A 15,151-nucleotide genomic window follows, 5' to 3' on the forward strand; every position below is an offset into this window, starting at 1 on the left:
TCACTCGTACTCCGAAATACCGTCTTCGGTGAGACGGGCGTTGTAGGCGTCGCGGATGCGCTGGCGCTGCTGCTCCGCATCTAGGTCGAGGTCGTCCACCGCGGCAAGCGTGGCTTTGAAGGCGTCACGTGCTTCGCTGGTGGAGCAGTCGCGGGCGACGCCGAGCACGTCGCTCCAGTGCTGGCGCGCGGGTACAGCGACAGGTTGCGTCAAGGTCTGACGCGCGGCGCTTGCCGGAGCTGGCGCCGCGGGCGGGTCGGGCGGCAGCGGCGTGAGATTCGCGGCCAAGCCGACGAGCCACCAGCTCGTGCAGCCGCCAGCGCGGTCATCACGCAGCACTCGGCCCTGTGCCTGAAGCGCGTGCAGCCGCCGCCGCGTCATCGGCACCGACATCCCGGCCGCCTCCGCGATCTCGCGCAGGAATGGCCCATAGCGCACGGCATACGCGTCGCCGTTGGCGATGATGCTCTGCCCAGGCCACATCGTCGTGTAACGTGTGGCGCGCTGAACGCACGCGAGGGCCAGGGCCTTCTCGAACTCTGGGGTGATGAGGGTGGTGGTCATGCCGTTTCTCTCAGCTTCATGGCCTGCTGACGCATGGCATCGAACGCTCTTTCGGCGTGTGTTCCTCGCGCTCTGGCAATGGCAATATGGTTCGGGTCGTCGTCGATACCGATGTAATCGAATCCATTCAGCGCGGCGCCGCGCCCGGTACTACCAGATCCCTCGAATGGATCTAAGACGACACGGGTGCCATAGAAAGGCGTTACGAGTTGGCACAGATAGCGCATCAGCTCCGTTGGCTTCACCGTAGGATGGGTATTGGCTCTTTTCGGCAGCTTGCGTCCTGCCTCTCTACGTGTGATGTGCTGACCAGACGTATTCGAGACCATGCCAGCGGCACTTCTCTCGAAGTCATCCAGGCCCGCCTCGCGATCCTTCGTGCTCGCCTTCGCGCAATAGAAGAACCGCGCCGCACTGCCGCTATCTTTTCGCGCTAGCGCGTCTGGCGCGACGGGCATATCGCCGTAGATGCCACGCGAGACACGCTTGCGCGACTGGCCCCGCAAATCACCTTGCTGGCCAGGAGCCTCGGGAAATGCGGCAAGCACCTCGTCGGCGCCATCGTGGATAACGTTTGCTGGCCACCGGCCGAGGTCCGAGGGACCGGTCCGCCCTACGGTCTCGCCTATCTGGCCTGGAGCTGCTGTGAGCTTCTTCGACGGTCCACCCCATCCAGGTGTCCCGATTTCGGGCGGCTGACCGCCCGGCCATTCAACGCGGCAACCATCGATATTCAGGCCGCCCGTTCCCCACTTGGCGAAGTTCTCGGCGACGGTGCCGTCAAAGGGCTTGCGAGCCATGACGATAGGCTCATGTGCAGGCTTGCACGCCGTGCCACCCCATTTCCCATTTTTGGACTTTGGGAAGCCTTGGCCGTAGATCCACATTATGCTGTCGCGGATCTCCCACCCAGCATCCTCGATCGCGCAGGTCAGCCGGTGCACAGTACGAGTGCCACCGAAGGCAAGCAAAAATGCTCCCGGCTTTGCCAGGCGAAGGACTTCGGCCCAAACTTCGACTTGGAACGCGATGCCAGATTTATCCCACGCCTTACCCATGAAGCCGAGTTCATACGGCGGATCCGTGACCACGGCATCGACGCTATCGCTCGGAAGTGAGCGCATTACTTCGAGGCAGTCACCGAGGTAGTGCGTCATCGTCATACGCTATCCGGCAGCTCGGCGTGATCGTCAGTCCAGTCAACGGCCTCGCGAGAGATCAGGCCGCGAACGGTTTCGAGTGTGTTGCAGCTACCTGTGTTGTCGGCGATCCGCCAGCCAGGCAATTCAAGCCCGCGGAAGAACTCGCCGTACTTGCGATAAGCGCCGATGCAGGCAGCTGTGAAGCCCTTATGCGTGACCACAAGGCCGAGGCGCTGGCGCGTACCATCGTCGCGCTCAAGGAACAGTTCGTACGTCTTGGCCTTCCGGACCCGGCGTAGCGCGGCGCGCACGGCGCCGGACGTGATGCCGAACTGGGCTGCCACCTGCTCTGTGGTGCAGGAGGCGCGCGCCGCGGCGATAGCCTGGTAGCGCTCGGGATCGCGGACGTTCGCGTAGATCGGCGAGGCGGCCATTACTCGGGCCTCGGCAGCTTGAAAAACTGGGCGAGCTTGTCGAGGAGGCTGCCGTGTTCGAGGGTCATCAGGGCAAGGTTGGCATCCAGCTCAGCCGCTGCTGACTCCGGCGAATCCGGCTGCTCGTCGAGCACGACGTCGGTGAACTTGAGCTTGCGCACGACGAGGTCTTCGCCCAGGACGAAGCTGATGCGATCGTCGAAGACCAGGCCGAGGCGGAACACCTGCTTGCCAGCGCGAAGGTGCTCGCGCACCTCGTCAGTGTCGAGGTCCAGCAACCGCCCGCGCACGACGCCACCGGATGCCGTTGCCGGGTCGCGCAACTCTACTTCGTCGCCGAGGGCGAAGCCGGTCGGAGCCTCGCCGCTGGCGAGCCAACGCGTCAGCAGGACGCGCGGCGACTCCTCGGGTGCGAGCGGCACGGCCGGGAAGCTACCAAGGGCCTCGCGCAGCATCGACAGGACGTCCTCGGCGGCGCGGCGGCTGCTGGTATCCACGACGACCCAGCCATTGCGGGCGTCGACGTAGGCAGCCGTGCGTGACTGCCGGACGAAAGCGCGCGGCAGCAATTCGTTGAGCACGTCGTCCTTGAGCTTCTTGCGCTCACGGCTGCTGACCTTTCGGCCCTCGTTCTCCGCGATCTTCTGCACGCGCTTGGCGAGTTCGTCGTTCACGACCGAGGGCGGGAGCATGCGGCTCTCGCTCGCGGCCACGACCTTGGTGTAGTGCCCGACGGTGTGCGTGAGCGAATCCTCCGCCGGGCCGAGCGGCGAGACGAAGCCACGCGTGGACATTTCCATCGGCCCCACGGGGCGCAGGCGGTGCCCGGCGAGCGCTTCGTCAAGGCGTGACACGTCATCGGCCACTTCGGTCGAGAAGCGGAACAGCGTGAGGTTACGGAAGAACATCCGAATTCCTTTGCCAGCCGAGGCTGGCGCAGCGTTGAAGATCAAGACAGGGAAGCCGCCTCACGTGCGAGACAGTCGGGGGGAGGGAGGAAACCAGCCCGCGACGTGAAGCGGCTTGCTTGTGCCCCGTAGCCCACGGGGCGAGGGCCTTACGGGTGGGAAGCGGGATCGATGACCCAGCAAGCGGCACCGAGGGTCCAGATGGTCAGCACGAGCAGTGCGGCAGAGCGCTCGTCGAAGGGCGCGGACATCCACCAGGCGATGAGCCGGCGCATCAGCGGGGCCTCCGGCACGGCTCGTCGGTGACGACCACCACCGGCGTCCCGTACGCCCCGAGCGTCCCCGTCTGCTGCACGCGGTGTTCGCGCACGCAGTCAGGCTTCGTGTTCGGCAGCGTCATGGTCGACGCGGGGTGCTGAGTGCTCGGGCGGAAGTTGCCGCATGCTGCGAGGCAGAGGATCGCAAGGCCAATCAGGAGGGCCAGGTAGATCACCTGCGGCGTTTCGCCGATCCGCTGCAACGCGGGCGTGGAGGACGATGCATGCAAGTGCACTTCGGCGGCGCGGACCTCGCGATCGCCTCCGGTCTTGATCGTGGCGTAGCGCAGGGCCTGCCGCTGGGGAATGGTGTGGGCGCTCATCAGTTCACCCTCATGTCTTTCATCGTGATGAAGCAGGGCTTTTCCAGTTGCTCTGTCGCACCCATTAGCAGCCCGCGAACGAAGTCATCCTGCTTGCCGCCATCGCGCAGCAGTTCGAAGCCGATCTGCACGACGGTCGTCAGATACGGGATCACCTGATCGGGCGGAAGCTTCGCGATCTGCGAAAACGTCTCGCGCATGGCCGCGGCGGTGGCGGCCTGACTGGCTTCGGGCTTCATGCCGCAGCCTGCTGCGCTTCGCGCGCCATCTGCTGGTAGTGATCGACGACTTGGTCGCGGGCGGAATCCGCCAGAGTGAGGACGGCGTCCTGAAGTGCGCGGTGCGCGACCCTGGCGTTGAACGCAGCATCAGCCGGCGCGCGCAGGTCGGACTCGATATCCGCGATCAGGTTGTTGACGACTTTGACCAAGGCGCCCGCCCGTTCGGCGAGTACTTGGTGGCTCGGCTTGTGCTGGTTGGTGCCCATGGTTCTCTCCCTCGCCGGCGGCCCGGCGCGGCAGAAAGATTACCAAACGGTAATTACTTGTCAATACCAAAAGGTAAACTTTTCCCCATGGGCACCGAACGGGGCCGCCGACGAGCGGTTCGTTCATCGGCGCGGGCTCTTCATTAGGTCCCAGCAGCTTGAAAGTTCAGCTATCGAACTTATGTATTGCTCAGATGTCCGTTTATGCGTCGTGTATCACGTAACTAGGCCAAAAGCTGATGTTGAGACGCTTGACGGTTGTATATACAATGCACACACGTCGCATCATGGAGGATGACCTTGAAGCTCAAGATTTCGAAGCGGATTGCCGACAAGATTCGAGACAAGCACGGCGTCTCCCCGAAAGACGTGTACGAGTGCTTCGAGAATCGACGGGGCAAGGATCTCTTTGACACGCGTGCGGAGCATCTAACGGATCCGCTTACGCGGTGGTTCCTGGCCTATACCAACCACAAGCGATTGCTCAAGGTTGTCTTCATCCCAGTCGACGGGTGCATGGAGATCAAGTCTGTCTTCGAACCGAACGCCGAAGAGATTCGAATCTACGACAAATACGGTTTGGATAACTAATACTTTCATAAACTTACATTCGAAGACTACGATTTACACCGCGGAGGAACTAGGTATGGCTACCCGAAAGAAGACGCTCGACAGTGGCGAGTGCCTGTGGGAGTCGGGACAGCTTGGTCAGAGCGAGCAGCACGTGCGCGTCGCAACGCCGGAAGAAATGGCGGAGGTGGACGCGGCACTGGGTTTGCAGATGATCTCCATACGTCTGCAGAAGGGACTGATTGATGCGCTGAAGGAGATTGCGAGCTATCACGGGATTGGTTACCAGCCGATGATCCGAGACCTTCTGAATCGCTTCGCGCGGTCAGAGATCAAGACGATCTTGGAGAGCCGGCTGTCTGGGCTGGAGAAAGAGCCCGAAGAGCCGCCGATGAAGCCTGTCGACGACTTTGTCGCCAGACTCAAAGCGGCATGAACGAAAAAGCCCCGCGGAAGCGGGGCTTTTTCTTTGGCGCTCAGAATTCTCTGAGGGTCCAGGCCGCGATGGCCCGCCCGCCGATTTGGATGTCCTCGATCGGCGCATCGATTGCCGGGTAGTCCGCGTTCTTGCTGAGGATGCGCAGCATGCCTCGGCCAACGAACTGTAGCCGCTTCACCAGCACGCGGCCCTCCCAGCGGAAGCAGTATGCGGAGTCCTGGTCGAAAGCTTTCACCCTGGTATCGATAAAGATCAGATCGCCGTCGTTGTACTGGCCCTTCATGCTATCGCCGCGGCCGGTGATGACCCGAATGGCCTCCGGCGGAACGCCTGGCAGCTTTCGCTCGACCCACTCCCTAGCCACCCGCAGGCTCTCAACGACCTCGGGATAGTCGGCCACATAGTCACCTGGTCCCATGCCAGCGAATCCCTCCAAAAGCGGGAATCGAACGTAGCTTTGGCCGGTCTCATCGATCGAGATATTCTGCGCGCCCGCCGCACGGGGACCGGTCAAACCACCAGAGGTTGCTGGACGATCAAGCCAACCGGCTGGCATGCCTGCCTGTCCCTCCAGCTTGCGAGCCTTCTTTTCGCCGAACGACTTCTTTCCGCTCAGCAGGCCCGAGAGTTCGCCTTGATTGGCCGGCGTACCGGTTCGCGCTGCAATGTCCGCCAAAAAAGCGTTCTGCACGCCAGCGAACTTCTCATCGATCCATGCCTGCAGTTGGCTGCGGCGCACGGCGGCATTGGCAGGTTCAGTCGGCATGACGGTAGTGTCCATTACCTACCGGTAAAGTACCAAAGGGTATTGACTGGAAATTACCAAATGGTAATATCGACGCATGGAGACCCTTCGCGCCTATCTGGCAACTCTGACCCCGGCTGACCAAGCCGCGTATGCACTTCGGTGCGGCACTTCCATCGGATACCTCCGCAAGGCGCTCAGCACGAAGCCCAGGCTCGACGGAGCGTTGGCACGCCGTCTCGACGAAGAAAGCGCAGGACGTGTTAGCCGTTTCGATCTCCGTCCCGATGTCTTCGGTGAGCCAGAGGGGAAGGTGGCCTGACGTGCTCACCGACCTTGCAAGCGTCCTGATCTTCGCGCTCTTCGTCGCCGCGCCGCTTCGAAAGCTGGCGCGAGGCTGAGGCGCGGTTCGTTCGAAGTCCCCTGATTTCCTACTCGTCGTGATCTCCATGGCGACGACTGTACCGGCGGAGCACCGCCAATTCTTCATGTGAGTGAGACCGCGATGCATGTTCTCGACGCTGCAGCCCAAACCGTGCACACCTACCCAGGCGGTGCTGAATCGCTTGCGCCGCGCATCGGCGTTTCCGCAGGCATCCTGCGCAACAAGGTCAACGTCAACAACACGACGAACCACCTGACCCTAGCCGAGGCGAACGAGATCATGTCGGCGACAGGGGACCATCGCATCCTCCAGGCGCTGGCGCAGGAGCATGGCTACGTGCTGGCGCGCATTGACGTTGGTGCTGGTGATGACAGGACCGTCGTTCATCACCTGCTCGACCTCGGCATGGCCGAAGGCGAGCTGTCGCGCACGATCCACGACGCGCTGGCGGACAACGTCATCACCTGCAACGAAATGAACGCGATCGCCGCAGCCGGCCATGCGAACCAGGCGGCACTGATCGGCTTGATCAACCGACTGCGCGCGGCAGCGAAGCCGGGGCAGGTGGCCCGATGAGCACGCCTTCCCGCATGTGCTGGTGCGACGACATGGCGTGCCGTTTCACGAGCCCGGATATCCCGTGTCCGTCGCCGCGCCCGATGTGGGCTGACGAGAACGGCTACTACCCCCTGGCGATCGACGCGACGGATAAGTGGCACGGCCGCCTGTTCACGTGCTCGCCGCTGCTGAGCCCGCCGCGATGAACCCCGGCACGCCTCGGTCCGACCGCCTGCTCGCGCACCTGCGCGACTGCGTGGCTGCGGCTGAGCGCGTCGCCACCCCTGAAGAACTCGTTGCCGCCAAGACCGCGCTGAATCAGCCAAGGCATGCGGTGCAACGCCCCTTGTTCAACCCGCAGCACGCTCACCTGGGAGTAGCTCCCCAGGGACAGCCGGATCCGGCCGGTTGCGTGTCTGCACTTGCCCGGAACCCGGAGTAGTCATGCAGGACCGAGTAATCGACGAAATAATTGGGCTGGCGAGGCACTTCCATCGCCTTATCAATCCCAGCACGACCAACACCGAGCAGTCGATGCTGATCATTTCGCTGAGCGGCCAAGTGCTTCAGGCCATCGTCGGCGTGTTTCAGCCTTCGGACGAGCAGCGCGAGATCCTGCGCGATCGGATCGATGCCGTATGCCGCGAGGTGGTCGCCGAGCATCAGGCTGAAGCCCAGCGGGCGTCGGTGCACTGACATGGCTACCGATGCAGCCGGTCAGGCACCGCCCGCGCCGATCCCGTCGAGCGTTGACCTGCAAGACTTTCAGTTCCTTCCGCTCGACGTGCTGCGTCTGCGCGACAGCATGCTGGCGGTGGAAGCGTCTGGCGACGAGTTCCGCGCCGCCGTACTGCTGTGGTGTGTCTCGTGGCACCAGGTGCCGGCGGCGAGCCTGCCGAACAGCGAGCAGGCCCTGGCGGCCTATGCCGGATACGGGCGCGACCCAAAGGGATGGAAGAAGGTCCGTGCTGGCGCGCTGCGTGGTTTCGTGCTGTGCGACGACGGACGCCTCTATCACCCCGTGCTGGCCGAGAAGGCTGCTGAGGCGTGGGAAGGCAAGCTGAAACGCAGGCACCTGCGCGAGTGCGAGCGCATCAAGAAGGCGGCGCAACGTGCTGGCACGACGCCCGCGTATCCCTCGTTCGACGAGTGGAAAGCGCACCTTGCTGAAACCGGATCAGATCGATGGGAGTCCCCCGTTGTGTCCCAAGGGACAGATAAGGGACAAGTCGATGAACGTCCCGAGGGACATGGTGGGGACGTCCCTATGGAGTCCCACCCTCTAAAGGGACAGGGGATAGGGACAGTAGACAGGGACAGTGGAGAGGGACAGGAGAAAGGGACAGAAGCGAAGCATGGCCGGACTGCGTCCGACCTGCCTTCGGCTGGCGCGTCGTCCAAGAAGGGCGGGGTGCTGCTGGACACGTGGATCGCATCCCTCGGTGACCGCGACGCCATCCCTGCGGACGACCCGATCTTCGCCTACGCCGAGAACGCCGGCATTCCGAGTGAGTTCCTGGAGCTGAGCTGGTTCGTGTTCCGTGCAAGAGCGCGGGAGAGCAAGAAACGGCAGGTGGATTGGCGCCAGACGTATCGCAACTACGTCAAGGGCGGTTACCTGAAACTCTGGTACATCGACGGCGACGGTGTGCATCGCCTGACCAGCACGGGCACCGAATGGCAGCGCGTGATGGAAGCCGAGCAGGAGCGCGCAGCGGCATGAGCGCACAGCCCGACTACTACCCCGGCATGGACGACTTCGCGCGCTTCGACGAGCGCCTGCCGCCGTGCTCGATCGAGGCTGAGCAAGCTGTGCTGGGCGGCCTCATGCTCTCGCCGGAGAGCCTGGCGAAGGTTTCCGACTGGCTGACGGCGGATGACTTCTTCCGCCGCGACCACCAGGCCATTTACCGCGCGATCCTCGGCTTATCCGCGCAGAAATCGCCGTGCGACGCGATCACGATGGGCGACTGGTTCGTCGCCAACGATCTCGGTCACATGATCGACGGTCCGACCTACCTGATGGAGCTGGCCAACGGCACGCCGAGCGCGGCGAACATCGTGGCCTATGGCGAGATTGTCGTGGAGAAATCCCGGCTGCGCCGCGCCAGCGACGTCGGTGCGGCGCTGATGCAGGCGGCCAATCGCACGACTGCGGCGTCCGACATGGTGATCGGCGAGGCAGTGCATCAGTTATCGAGCATGCACGCCAGCAAGTTGCGTGGCGGCCTCGAGTCGGCCGTTCCCGCTCTGAAACGCATGCAGGAGCAGATGTTCGCTCGTTACGACGCTGCCGAAAGCGACAAAGGAATGCGTCTTCTCGGCTTGCCGTGGCCGTGGCGCGAACTAAACCGCGCAACGAAGGGGCTTCGCGCCGGCGTGCTCTACGTCGTGGGCGCGCGCCCGAACATGGGCAAGTCGGTGTTCGGCGGACAGACCGCGGTGTTCACGGCACTGAGCAAGAAGAATGTCGCCTGGTTTTCGGTGGAAATGACGGCCGAGGAATGCATGGCACGCGCTGTGGCTGCCCAGGCGCAGATCCCGCACGACTGGGTGGAAAGCCCGACGCCGCACGACCCTGATGCTGAATCGTACTGGCCGCGCCTCACTTCGGCCGTAACGATGCTGATTGATGCCCCGCTGCACATCGACGAAACGCCGGGCATCAACATCGACCAGCTGATGGCCCGGGCTCGCCGTGCCCACATGCAGCGCCCGCTGGACCTGATCGTCATCGACCACATGCACGACATGGGCATCGATGAGAAGAAAGAGGTGCGGCACGAATACGGGCGGATCACCCAAGGCGCGAAGACGTTGGCGAAGGAACTGGGGTGCCCGGTGATCCTCATGGCGCAGCTCAACCGTGCCAGCGCTCAGCGGCCGAACAAGCGGCCGACGATGACCGACCTGCGTGAATCCGGCGAGATCGAGCAGAAGGCCGACGTGATCCTGTTCCTCCATCGCGACGACTACTACGACCCGAAGTCGCCGCGGAAGGGGATCGTCGACGTGATCCTCGCCAAGGGTCGCAACATCCGGACCGGCGACAACGTCGAGCTCTTGAACTGCTTCAGCGAGATGCGCTTGAAGGATCTCGATGAGTGGGACCGCCCGGAGCCCATCGCCGACAACATCGCCCCCTATATGCCACGAGGTTTCAAGGGATGACATCCACTCATCACTCCCGGCGCAAGGCGATCCCGCTGCGCGCCTACATCGGCAACTACGACCACGCTGGCGCTGAGTTCCTGGCGAAGCGCATCCGGGTCGCCATATCCGACCATGCCCGGGTCGCCATCTTCGCCGGCAGGAACGGCGAGATCGCTGCGTACTCGTGGCGCCACGTCGATTACGACCGGCACTGCCGCGTCCATGCGGAGAGCTTGGTGGGCATCTACCAGGCAAAGGACGACGGCGAAAAGTTCACCGCGTCAGACCTTGACGCTATCGCTCAGGACCTTTCCTGCCACATGTCCGCGCTGCGCGCATCGAGGGTCGCATGACCATAACCCTTTCATGGTGGGCGCTTCCCGTCGCCATGGTTGTCCTGGGGCTTATCGCCCTTGTGTGGCCTTCAAAGTCGGGTGGCGGGTACGTCGACCTTAGCGGTCTTGGCCAACTGGCTATCTTCTTCGTCTGCCTCATCATCGCGGTGAGCATTTGCGTGGGGCACTGGATTTGAAGCGCACGCCCCTCATCCGCAAGACGCCACTGGTCGCGCGCCAGCAATTCGTTGCTCGCACGGTCGTGACCACCGCCCTGAAGGCCAAGAAGCGCCTCCGGCAGTCCCGCAGCACGGGGAAGCCGACGAAGGGCCAGGCCGAGCGCATCGACCGGCTGAAGCGCGGCGAGTGCGTCTGCTGCTGGATCAACCGCCAGCAAGGCAGGCCGACGGCGTACTTCGGGGGGTGCGACGCGCACCACCTCTTGAGCGGTGGCCGTCGTCGCGGTCACGGATACACGATCGCTGGCTGCCCTTGGCACCACCGCGGCGTTAAGCCCTACGACGGGATGACAGACGCCCAGGCAACCGAGCACTTCGGCCCGAGCCTCGCCCATGGGTCGAAGCCGTTTCACGCCATCTACGGTACCGACGACGAACTGCTGGCGCTGCAAGAGCAGCTGCTTGCTTCCGAGGTGAGCCCGTGAAGCCGCTCATCGTCGAAATCGATGACTTCAAGCTGATGGCCGGTCCCAACGTCCATGTCCACTGGCGCGAGAAGGCGCGTCGCACGAAGCGAGAACGCCAGGCGGCACACTGGCTCCTGCTGGATGCCGAGCGTCCGCCGCTCCCCGTGACTGTTCGAATGGTTCGGATAGCGCCGCGCCGAGTCGACGAGGGCGACAACCTCAACGGAATGTTCAAGGCCATGCGCGACGGCGTGGCTGACGCCTATGGCATCGCCGACAACGACAAGACGAAGATCCACTTCACCTACGACCAGGAGCGCGGAAAGCCTCACCAGTATGGCGTCAGGATCGAGGTGCGGCCTGCGTGAACCAGCGGCGCAAGACATTGCAGGACCGAATAACCGAGGCGGTCGCCACCGCGGCCACGCTGGAGCCCTTGGTGCTTGCGCTCGATTGGAACTCGCGCAGCGACGTAGAGGCAGCCGCGAATGCCGTCACGGCGGCGGCGTCATACCTTAACGGCGCAGCACATCGACTACGCCGCATCGCTCGGCAGCAGAACAAGAGCGGCGCTGCTGGCGCCGTGCAACACACGCGGAAGTAACCAGGGGAACACCATGCACACCGGAAAGATAATCGCCATGCTCAACCCGAAGAACTGCCGGTTCGACATCGGCTCTGGTGGGATTCCAAGCCTTGTATCCACGGACGTGGCCGCTGCCCTCGGAATGGTCCCTGACGGCCTTGGCCGGGAAATTCTCTGCCGCGTGTGGTGGCCTGATGGGGCGAAGCTGACGGCGCACCAACTCCGCGAACTCGTCGATGCCAAGATGCGCGGGGAGTGGGCCCGCCGTGAGTCGTCAATGCTTGACGCACTCCTAGCCGTGGCCCAGCGCGGCAACCGAGCCCAGCGCACCTACTCGGAAGCGCATGCTGCGCGCTGGCCACGCATGGTTGTCCGTGAGCATGAAGTGCCCCAGCTCGCCCCAGGCTACGCGAAGGTGCGCGATGCGATCATCACCGAGCTGGCGAGTGCCGGCCTATGTCAGGCATGTCACGGTCGGGGTCAGGTCGCCAACGACATGCGGGTTTCCCGCACTTGCAAGGAGTGCAGCGGGGAAGGGCACATGCGCCTCAGCGAGCGTTCCCGGGCTGACCTTTGCGGATTCTCGTGGAAGACCTATCGAGAAGGTTGGGCTGGGGTCTACGACTGGGTGTTTCAGGCTTGCACGGACGAGCTGCACCGGGCAGAGCGGCTTTTTCAACGAGCACTGTCATGAGTGGGTCGGTAGGAGTAGGCCCGTTGCGCGCCACCCACGAGCCATCGATACTGGCGCTGCGCAAGCTAGGGAGCACGGAAGGCGTGGCGAAAATCATTCCACAGTATTCGATGAGCCAGATTGACAGGGCCGGAGAGGAAATCGCCCGGGGATGGACATCCGGTAGCCCTGGACTAGACGAAGCTCTTGCCGTCGTAAATAACTGGCGCCAGTCGCATGCCCACCCGCTGAATGTCCTTGCAATGACGCTGCGGAACCGTGCCCAGAAGCAAGACCCGCATTTTTTGCTTTCACAGCGCCTCAAGCGCTTACCTTCGATCCAGAGGAAGCTCACCCGCGACCAGACTCGCCGGATAAGACTCACCCAGATTCAAGATATGGGCGGATGCCGCGCGATCGTCTCAGATATGGAGGCACTCCACGGGCTCGTAGAGACATATCGGGAAGCAATAGCGAAAAACCCGAAAGGCCGCCACACGTTGGTAGGGAGTCCAAAGGACTACGTCGTCGAGCCCAAAGCCGACGGCTATAGGAGCGTTCACTACGTTTTTCGATACGCGAGCATTTCGAAGGCCAACGCAGGCTTCAATGGTCGTCGAATCGAAATTCAACTGCGGTCGAAGCTCCAACATGCCTGGGCCACCGCTATGGAGTCCGTTGACACGATTACCGGGCAATCACTGAAGTTTGCGCATAACTCAACATTCGGCGACGTTCGATGGAAGCGGTTTTTCTCTCTAATGTCGAGTGCGATCGCAATTCGGGAAAGTCAGCCCCTAGTTCCAGGCACCCCTACCGCTCATCGAGAAATTGTTTCAGAACTAAAGGGCCTGGCGGAGCGCCTAAACGTCGACGGCATTCTTCGCGGATTTGGGGTTCTGACTGCCGATACCTCTGGGCTGATACAGACCGGCGCTGCACAATTCCTTCTAATCCTAGACTCCGTAGCCGGCCGAGTAACGATTAGGCAGTATGCGAACGAATCACTGGAGGCCGCGGCAGAGGATCTCCTAAGGCTGGAGCGCGAAGCAGACCCTACGATCCAGGCTGTGCTCGTGAATGTTGACGATGTTCACAAGCTACGGGCTGCCTACCCGAACTATTACCTCGATACGAGCCTGTTCCTTGACGCGCTCGACGATGCCATTCGATAGGGTGTCAGGTGGGTGGGTGATGCCCACCCAAAAAATCCATACACTCGCGCCTAGTGATACAACCCAATGAAGCCCGGCCAAGCGCCGGGCTTCGTCGTTTTCGTCCCTGCCGCCGGGACGACCGGTCGTCTCGTCGTCTCCCCCGGCGAGGCGGCCAACCTATTCGGAGATCCCATGGAAGCCCAGACGCTGAGCAAGGTGGCGGGTATCTCGCTGCCCCGCGCCAAGCTGTGGGCAGAGCCGCTATCGACGGCCATGCACCTGTACGACATTGAGTTCGACTGGCGTATGGCGATGTTCATCGCGCAGGTCGGGCACGAGTCGATGGGGTTCTCACGTACGCGAGAGATCTGGGGTCCGACGACGCAACAGACTGGCTACGAGGGTCGCACGGACCTGGGCAACACCCAGCCTGGCGACGGCAAGCGCTTCATGGGCCGCGGTCTGATCATGATCACCGGCCGCGCCAATTACGCCGCGGTGTCGAAAGAGTTCGGCGTGGATTTCGTCCATAGCCCGGCGCTGCTGGAACGCGAGGACTATGCAGCGCTCACGGCGGGCTGGTGGTGGAGCAAGCACGGTTGCAATGAGATCGCTGACACGCGCGATTTCGTCGCCCTCACTCGACGAATCAACGGCGGGCTTACCGGCCTGGAAGACCGCACGCTTCGCTGGGAGCGGGCCAAGTTCGAACTGGGTGTGAAGTGAACGATCTGCCGCCGAGCCAGCCGCCTTTCAGTTGGCTGCAACTGGCGCTCGTCGCAGCATTCGCCGCTGTTGGCGGCGCCATCGGGTATGTGCTTCGCGCGATGGATGGGAATGAACCGATTCTGTTTTGGAAGGCCGTCGTCGAGTTCGTCGCCGCCGGTTTCGTTGGAGTCCTGAGCGGACTTCTGTGCTCGGTGTGGGGACTGAGCATCGTGTGGACCACCTTCATCGCCGGCACGTTCGGGATGATTGGTGCCCGAGCTACCACCCAGGTAATGCAGCGCTTCGTCTGGGCAAAGCTCGGCCTCAACCGGAGGTCGCAAGATGGCAACCCTACTCAGTAACGCGCGGGCACTCGTGTCGGGCAAAGCTCGGCTGATCATCGAGTACGCCCTGATCCTCGCTGTCGTCGTGCTGGGCGTTTATGGCGCGATGGCCTACTACCGCACAAAGGCTTTGACCGAGTCGACGCTCTCGCTCAGCGAAAGGCTCGGCACTGTGTCGGGCACGCTGGACCAGCAGGTCAAGGCAAACGCGGATCAGGACAAGGCGATTGCGGATCTGGCACGGCTGCGGAATATCGACAGCCAAGCGCTGGAGGACCTGCACCACGAGCTGGACAAGGCAGACACCAAGGGCCAAGCACTGCGGGACAAGCTCCGGCAGTTGGAGAAGACGAATGCAGATGCCAAAGCCTTGCTGGACACTGCTGTGCCTCCTGCTGTTGGGTGCGTGCTCGACGACACCCCATGCCCCACAGCCGGTGGTGACCAGCCGAACGGTGGTGCAGGTAGCCCGACCCGCTGACGCACTGCTACAGCAGTGCGAGGCACCGGTGCTCAAGCCGACGATGGTCGTTGGCGACATCCAAGAGAACCGCACCCGTGCGGTGGTCGCCTTCGACAAGTGCGCGGCACGCGTGCGATGCCTTATCTGGTGGGTCACCTCGGCGAACCGAGAAGCACCGCCTGTTGAGTGCAAGGCGTCTGACTGATGCCTCGGC

The 15,151-nt window shown here is 62.8% G+C and carries 27 protein-coding genes; 18 read left to right on the forward strand and 9 right to left on the reverse strand.

What is annotated here, in order from left to right:
• The 8 genes from IM816_RS05670 to IM816_RS05700 form a co-directional block, all read right to left on the reverse strand.
• Positions 1-564: a hypothetical protein gene (locus tag IM816_RS05670; RefSeq protein ID WP_250340108.1), complete on the reverse strand. Its 564-nt coding sequence runs from the start codon at positions 562-564 to the stop codon at positions 1-3.
• Positions 561-1,727, reverse strand: a complete 1,167-nt coding sequence (locus IM816_RS05675; protein ID WP_250340109.1) for a DNA-methyltransferase — start codon at positions 1,725-1,727, stop codon at positions 561-563. Before IM816_RS05675 ends, IM816_RS05670 begins: the two co-directional genes overlap by 4 nt.
• Positions 1,724-2,140, reverse strand: coding sequence for a hypothetical protein (locus tag IM816_RS05680; protein ID WP_250340110.1), 417 nt, complete (start codon positions 2,138-2,140; stop codon positions 1,724-1,726). The genes IM816_RS05675 and IM816_RS05680 overlap by 4 nt, the downstream gene beginning before the upstream one ends.
• Positions 2,140-3,048, reverse strand: coding sequence for a recombination-associated protein RdgC (locus tag IM816_RS05685; RefSeq protein ID WP_250340111.1), 909 nt, complete (start codon positions 3,046-3,048; stop codon positions 2,140-2,142). Before IM816_RS05685 ends, IM816_RS05680 begins: the two co-directional genes overlap by 1 nt.
• A gap of 149 nt (positions 3,049-3,197) precedes the next feature.
• A complete protein-coding gene (locus tag IM816_RS18690) occupies positions 3,198-3,323 on the reverse strand; it encodes a hypothetical protein (RefSeq protein ID WP_256470255.1) in 126 nt (41 codons plus the stop codon).
• Positions 3,323-3,688: a hypothetical protein gene (locus IM816_RS05690; protein ID WP_250340112.1), complete on the reverse strand. Its 366-nt coding sequence runs from the start codon at positions 3,686-3,688 to the stop codon at positions 3,323-3,325. The genes IM816_RS18690 and IM816_RS05690 overlap by 1 nt, the downstream gene beginning before the upstream one ends.
• Positions 3,688-3,927 (reverse strand): hypothetical protein, encoded by a 240-nt coding sequence (locus IM816_RS05695; protein WP_250340113.1) that lies wholly within the window; start codon positions 3,925-3,927, stop codon positions 3,688-3,690. Before IM816_RS05695 ends, IM816_RS05690 begins: the two co-directional genes overlap by 1 nt.
• On the reverse strand, positions 3,924-4,175 hold the full coding sequence (locus IM816_RS05700; protein ID WP_250340114.1) for a hypothetical protein: 252 nt from the start codon (positions 4,173-4,175) through the stop codon (positions 3,924-3,926). The genes IM816_RS05695 and IM816_RS05700 overlap by 4 nt, the downstream gene beginning before the upstream one ends.
• Positions 4,176-4,475: 300 nt before the next feature.
• Here IM816_RS05700 and IM816_RS05705 point away from each other — a divergent pair, with 300 nt between their 5' ends.
• On the forward strand, positions 4,476-4,766 hold the full coding sequence (locus tag IM816_RS05705) for a BrnT family toxin (protein WP_250340115.1): 291 nt from the start codon (positions 4,476-4,478) through the stop codon (positions 4,764-4,766).
• A 55-nt stretch (positions 4,767-4,821) separates the two neighbouring features.
• The gene (locus IM816_RS05710) at positions 4,822-5,181 is read left to right on the forward strand and encodes a hypothetical protein (RefSeq protein ID WP_250340116.1); all 360 of its coding nucleotides are present in this window, start codon (positions 4,822-4,824) and stop codon (positions 5,179-5,181) included.
• Between the two features lie 40 nt (positions 5,182-5,221).
• On the opposite strand, the gene IM816_RS05715 is transcribed toward IM816_RS05710, so the two are convergent.
• On the reverse strand, positions 5,222-5,950 hold the full coding sequence (locus IM816_RS05715; RefSeq protein ID WP_250340117.1) for a S24 family peptidase: 729 nt from the start codon (positions 5,948-5,950) through the stop codon (positions 5,222-5,224).
• Between the two features lie 484 nt (positions 5,951-6,434).
• On the opposite strand from IM816_RS05715, the gene IM816_RS05720 reads away from it, so the two are divergent.
• The 16 genes from IM816_RS05720 (at position 6,435) to IM816_RS18840 (ending at position 15,142) form a co-directional block, all read left to right on the forward strand.
• The gene (locus IM816_RS05720) at positions 6,435-6,890 is read left to right on the forward strand and encodes a phage regulatory CII family protein (RefSeq protein ID WP_250340118.1); all 456 of its coding nucleotides are present in this window, start codon (positions 6,435-6,437) and stop codon (positions 6,888-6,890) included.
• Positions 6,887-7,078, forward strand: a complete 192-nt coding sequence (locus IM816_RS05725; RefSeq protein WP_250340119.1) for a hypothetical protein — start codon at positions 6,887-6,889, stop codon at positions 7,076-7,078. The genes IM816_RS05720 and IM816_RS05725 overlap by 4 nt, the downstream gene beginning before the upstream one ends.
• Positions 7,079-7,316: 238 nt before the next feature.
• Positions 7,317-7,568: a hypothetical protein gene (locus IM816_RS05730; RefSeq protein WP_250340120.1), complete on the forward strand. Its 252-nt coding sequence runs from the start codon at positions 7,317-7,319 to the stop codon at positions 7,566-7,568.
• Between the two features lies 1 nt (position 7,569).
• A complete protein-coding gene (locus tag IM816_RS05735; protein ID WP_250340121.1) occupies positions 7,570-8,595 on the forward strand; it encodes a YdaU family protein in 1,026 nt (341 codons plus the stop codon).
• Complete coding sequence (locus IM816_RS05740) at positions 8,592-10,043, forward strand: replicative DNA helicase (protein ID WP_250340122.1); 1,452 nt, start codon at positions 8,592-8,594, stop codon at positions 10,041-10,043. The genes IM816_RS05735 and IM816_RS05740 overlap by 4 nt, the downstream gene beginning before the upstream one ends.
• Positions 10,040-10,378, forward strand: a complete 339-nt coding sequence (locus IM816_RS05745) for a hypothetical protein (protein ID WP_250340123.1) — start codon at positions 10,040-10,042, stop codon at positions 10,376-10,378. The genes IM816_RS05740 and IM816_RS05745 overlap by 4 nt, the downstream gene beginning before the upstream one ends.
• The gene (locus tag IM816_RS05750) at positions 10,375-10,557 is read left to right on the forward strand and encodes a Sec62 family protein translocation protein (RefSeq protein WP_250340124.1); all 183 of its coding nucleotides are present in this window, start codon (positions 10,375-10,377) and stop codon (positions 10,555-10,557) included. The genes IM816_RS05745 and IM816_RS05750 overlap by 4 nt, the downstream gene beginning before the upstream one ends.
• Positions 10,554-11,024: a Ref family recombination enhancement nuclease gene (locus IM816_RS05755; RefSeq protein WP_250340125.1), complete on the forward strand. Its 471-nt coding sequence runs from the start codon at positions 10,554-10,556 to the stop codon at positions 11,022-11,024. Before IM816_RS05750 ends, IM816_RS05755 begins: the two co-directional genes overlap by 4 nt.
• Positions 11,021-11,374 (forward strand): hypothetical protein, encoded by a 354-nt coding sequence (locus tag IM816_RS05760; protein ID WP_250340126.1) that lies wholly within the window; start codon positions 11,021-11,023, stop codon positions 11,372-11,374. Before IM816_RS05755 ends, IM816_RS05760 begins: the two co-directional genes overlap by 4 nt.
• Complete coding sequence (locus IM816_RS05765; RefSeq protein WP_250340127.1) at positions 11,371-11,610, forward strand: hypothetical protein; 240 nt, start codon at positions 11,371-11,373, stop codon at positions 11,608-11,610. Before IM816_RS05760 ends, IM816_RS05765 begins: the two co-directional genes overlap by 4 nt.
• 13 nt (positions 11,611-11,623) lie before the next feature.
• On the forward strand, positions 11,624-12,286 hold the full coding sequence (locus IM816_RS05770; protein ID WP_250340128.1) for a hypothetical protein: 663 nt from the start codon (positions 11,624-11,626) through the stop codon (positions 12,284-12,286).
• 23 nt (positions 12,287-12,309) lie between these two features.
• On the forward strand, positions 12,310-13,440 hold the full coding sequence (locus IM816_RS05775; RefSeq protein WP_250340129.1) for a RelA/SpoT domain-containing protein: 1,131 nt from the start codon (positions 12,310-12,312) through the stop codon (positions 13,438-13,440).
• A 174-nt stretch (positions 13,441-13,614) separates the two neighbouring features.
• Positions 13,615-14,148: a glycoside hydrolase family 19 protein gene (locus IM816_RS05780; protein WP_250340130.1), complete on the forward strand. Its 534-nt coding sequence runs from the start codon at positions 13,615-13,617 to the stop codon at positions 14,146-14,148.
• Positions 14,145-14,492 (forward strand): phage holin family protein, encoded by a 348-nt coding sequence (locus IM816_RS05785; protein WP_250340131.1) that lies wholly within the window; start codon positions 14,145-14,147, stop codon positions 14,490-14,492. The genes IM816_RS05780 and IM816_RS05785 overlap by 4 nt, the downstream gene beginning before the upstream one ends.
• Entirely contained in the window at positions 14,473-14,955 is a 483-nt protein-coding gene (locus tag IM816_RS05790; RefSeq protein WP_250340132.1) for a hypothetical protein, read from the forward strand. The genes IM816_RS05785 and IM816_RS05790 overlap by 20 nt, the downstream gene beginning before the upstream one ends.
• Positions 14,912-15,142, forward strand: a complete 231-nt coding sequence (locus IM816_RS18840; RefSeq protein ID WP_425602617.1) for a hypothetical protein — start codon at positions 14,912-14,914, stop codon at positions 15,140-15,142. Before IM816_RS05790 ends, IM816_RS18840 begins: the two co-directional genes overlap by 44 nt.
• Positions 15,143-15,151: the final 9 nt, after the last annotated feature.

Origin of the sequence: Luteibacter flocculans (genome assembly GCF_023612255.1) — a bacterium.
In the GTDB taxonomy this organism is placed as follows: Bacteria; Pseudomonadota; Gammaproteobacteria; order Xanthomonadales; family Rhodanobacteraceae; genus Luteibacter; species Luteibacter flocculans.

Coding starts and splice junctions, on each gene's coding strand:
- IM816_RS05670 (WP_250340108.1), bottom strand. CDS start 564: ATGACCACCACCCTCATCACCCCAGAGTTCGAGAAGGCCCTGGCCCTC.
- IM816_RS05675 (WP_250340109.1), bottom strand. CDS start 1,727: ATGACGATGACGCACTACCTCGGTGACTGCCTCGAAGTAATGCGCTCA.
- IM816_RS05680 (WP_250340110.1), bottom strand. CDS start 2,140: ATGGCCGCCTCGCCGATCTACGCGAACGTCCGCGATCCCGAGCGCTAC.
- IM816_RS05685 (WP_250340111.1), bottom strand. CDS start 3,048: ATGTTCTTCCGTAACCTCACGCTGTTCCGCTTCTCGACCGAAGTGGCC.
- IM816_RS18690 (WP_256470255.1), bottom strand. CDS start 3,323: ATGCGCCGGCTCATCGCCTGGTGGATGTCCGCGCCCTTCGACGAGCGC.
- IM816_RS05690 (WP_250340112.1), bottom strand. CDS start 3,688: ATGAGCGCCCACACCATTCCCCAGCGGCAGGCCCTGCGCTACGCCACG.
- IM816_RS05695 (WP_250340113.1), bottom strand. CDS start 3,927: ATGAAGCCCGAAGCCAGTCAGGCCGCCACCGCCGCGGCCATGCGCGAG.
- IM816_RS05700 (WP_250340114.1), bottom strand. CDS start 4,175: ATGGGCACCAACCAGCACAAGCCGAGCCACCAAGTACTCGCCGAACGG.
- IM816_RS05710 (WP_250340116.1), top strand. CDS start 4,822: ATGGCTACCCGAAAGAAGACGCTCGACAGTGGCGAGTGCCTGTGGGAG.
- IM816_RS05715 (WP_250340117.1), bottom strand. CDS start 5,950: ATGCCGACTGAACCTGCCAATGCCGCCGTGCGCCGCAGCCAACTGCAG.
- IM816_RS05720 (WP_250340118.1), top strand. CDS start 6,435: ATGCATGTTCTCGACGCTGCAGCCCAAACCGTGCACACCTACCCAGGC.
- IM816_RS05725 (WP_250340119.1), top strand. CDS start 6,887: ATGAGCACGCCTTCCCGCATGTGCTGGTGCGACGACATGGCGTGCCGT.
- IM816_RS05730 (WP_250340120.1), top strand. CDS start 7,317: ATGCAGGACCGAGTAATCGACGAAATAATTGGGCTGGCGAGGCACTTC.
- IM816_RS05735 (WP_250340121.1), top strand. CDS start 7,570: ATGGCTACCGATGCAGCCGGTCAGGCACCGCCCGCGCCGATCCCGTCG.
- IM816_RS05740 (WP_250340122.1), top strand. CDS start 8,592: ATGAGCGCACAGCCCGACTACTACCCCGGCATGGACGACTTCGCGCGC.
- IM816_RS05745 (WP_250340123.1), top strand. CDS start 10,040: ATGACATCCACTCATCACTCCCGGCGCAAGGCGATCCCGCTGCGCGCC.
- IM816_RS05750 (WP_250340124.1), top strand. CDS start 10,375: ATGACCATAACCCTTTCATGGTGGGCGCTTCCCGTCGCCATGGTTGTC.
- IM816_RS05770 (WP_250340128.1), top strand. CDS start 11,624: ATGCACACCGGAAAGATAATCGCCATGCTCAACCCGAAGAACTGCCGG.
- IM816_RS05780 (WP_250340130.1), top strand. CDS start 13,615: ATGGAAGCCCAGACGCTGAGCAAGGTGGCGGGTATCTCGCTGCCCCGC.
- IM816_RS05790 (WP_250340132.1), top strand. CDS start 14,473: ATGGCAACCCTACTCAGTAACGCGCGGGCACTCGTGTCGGGCAAAGCT.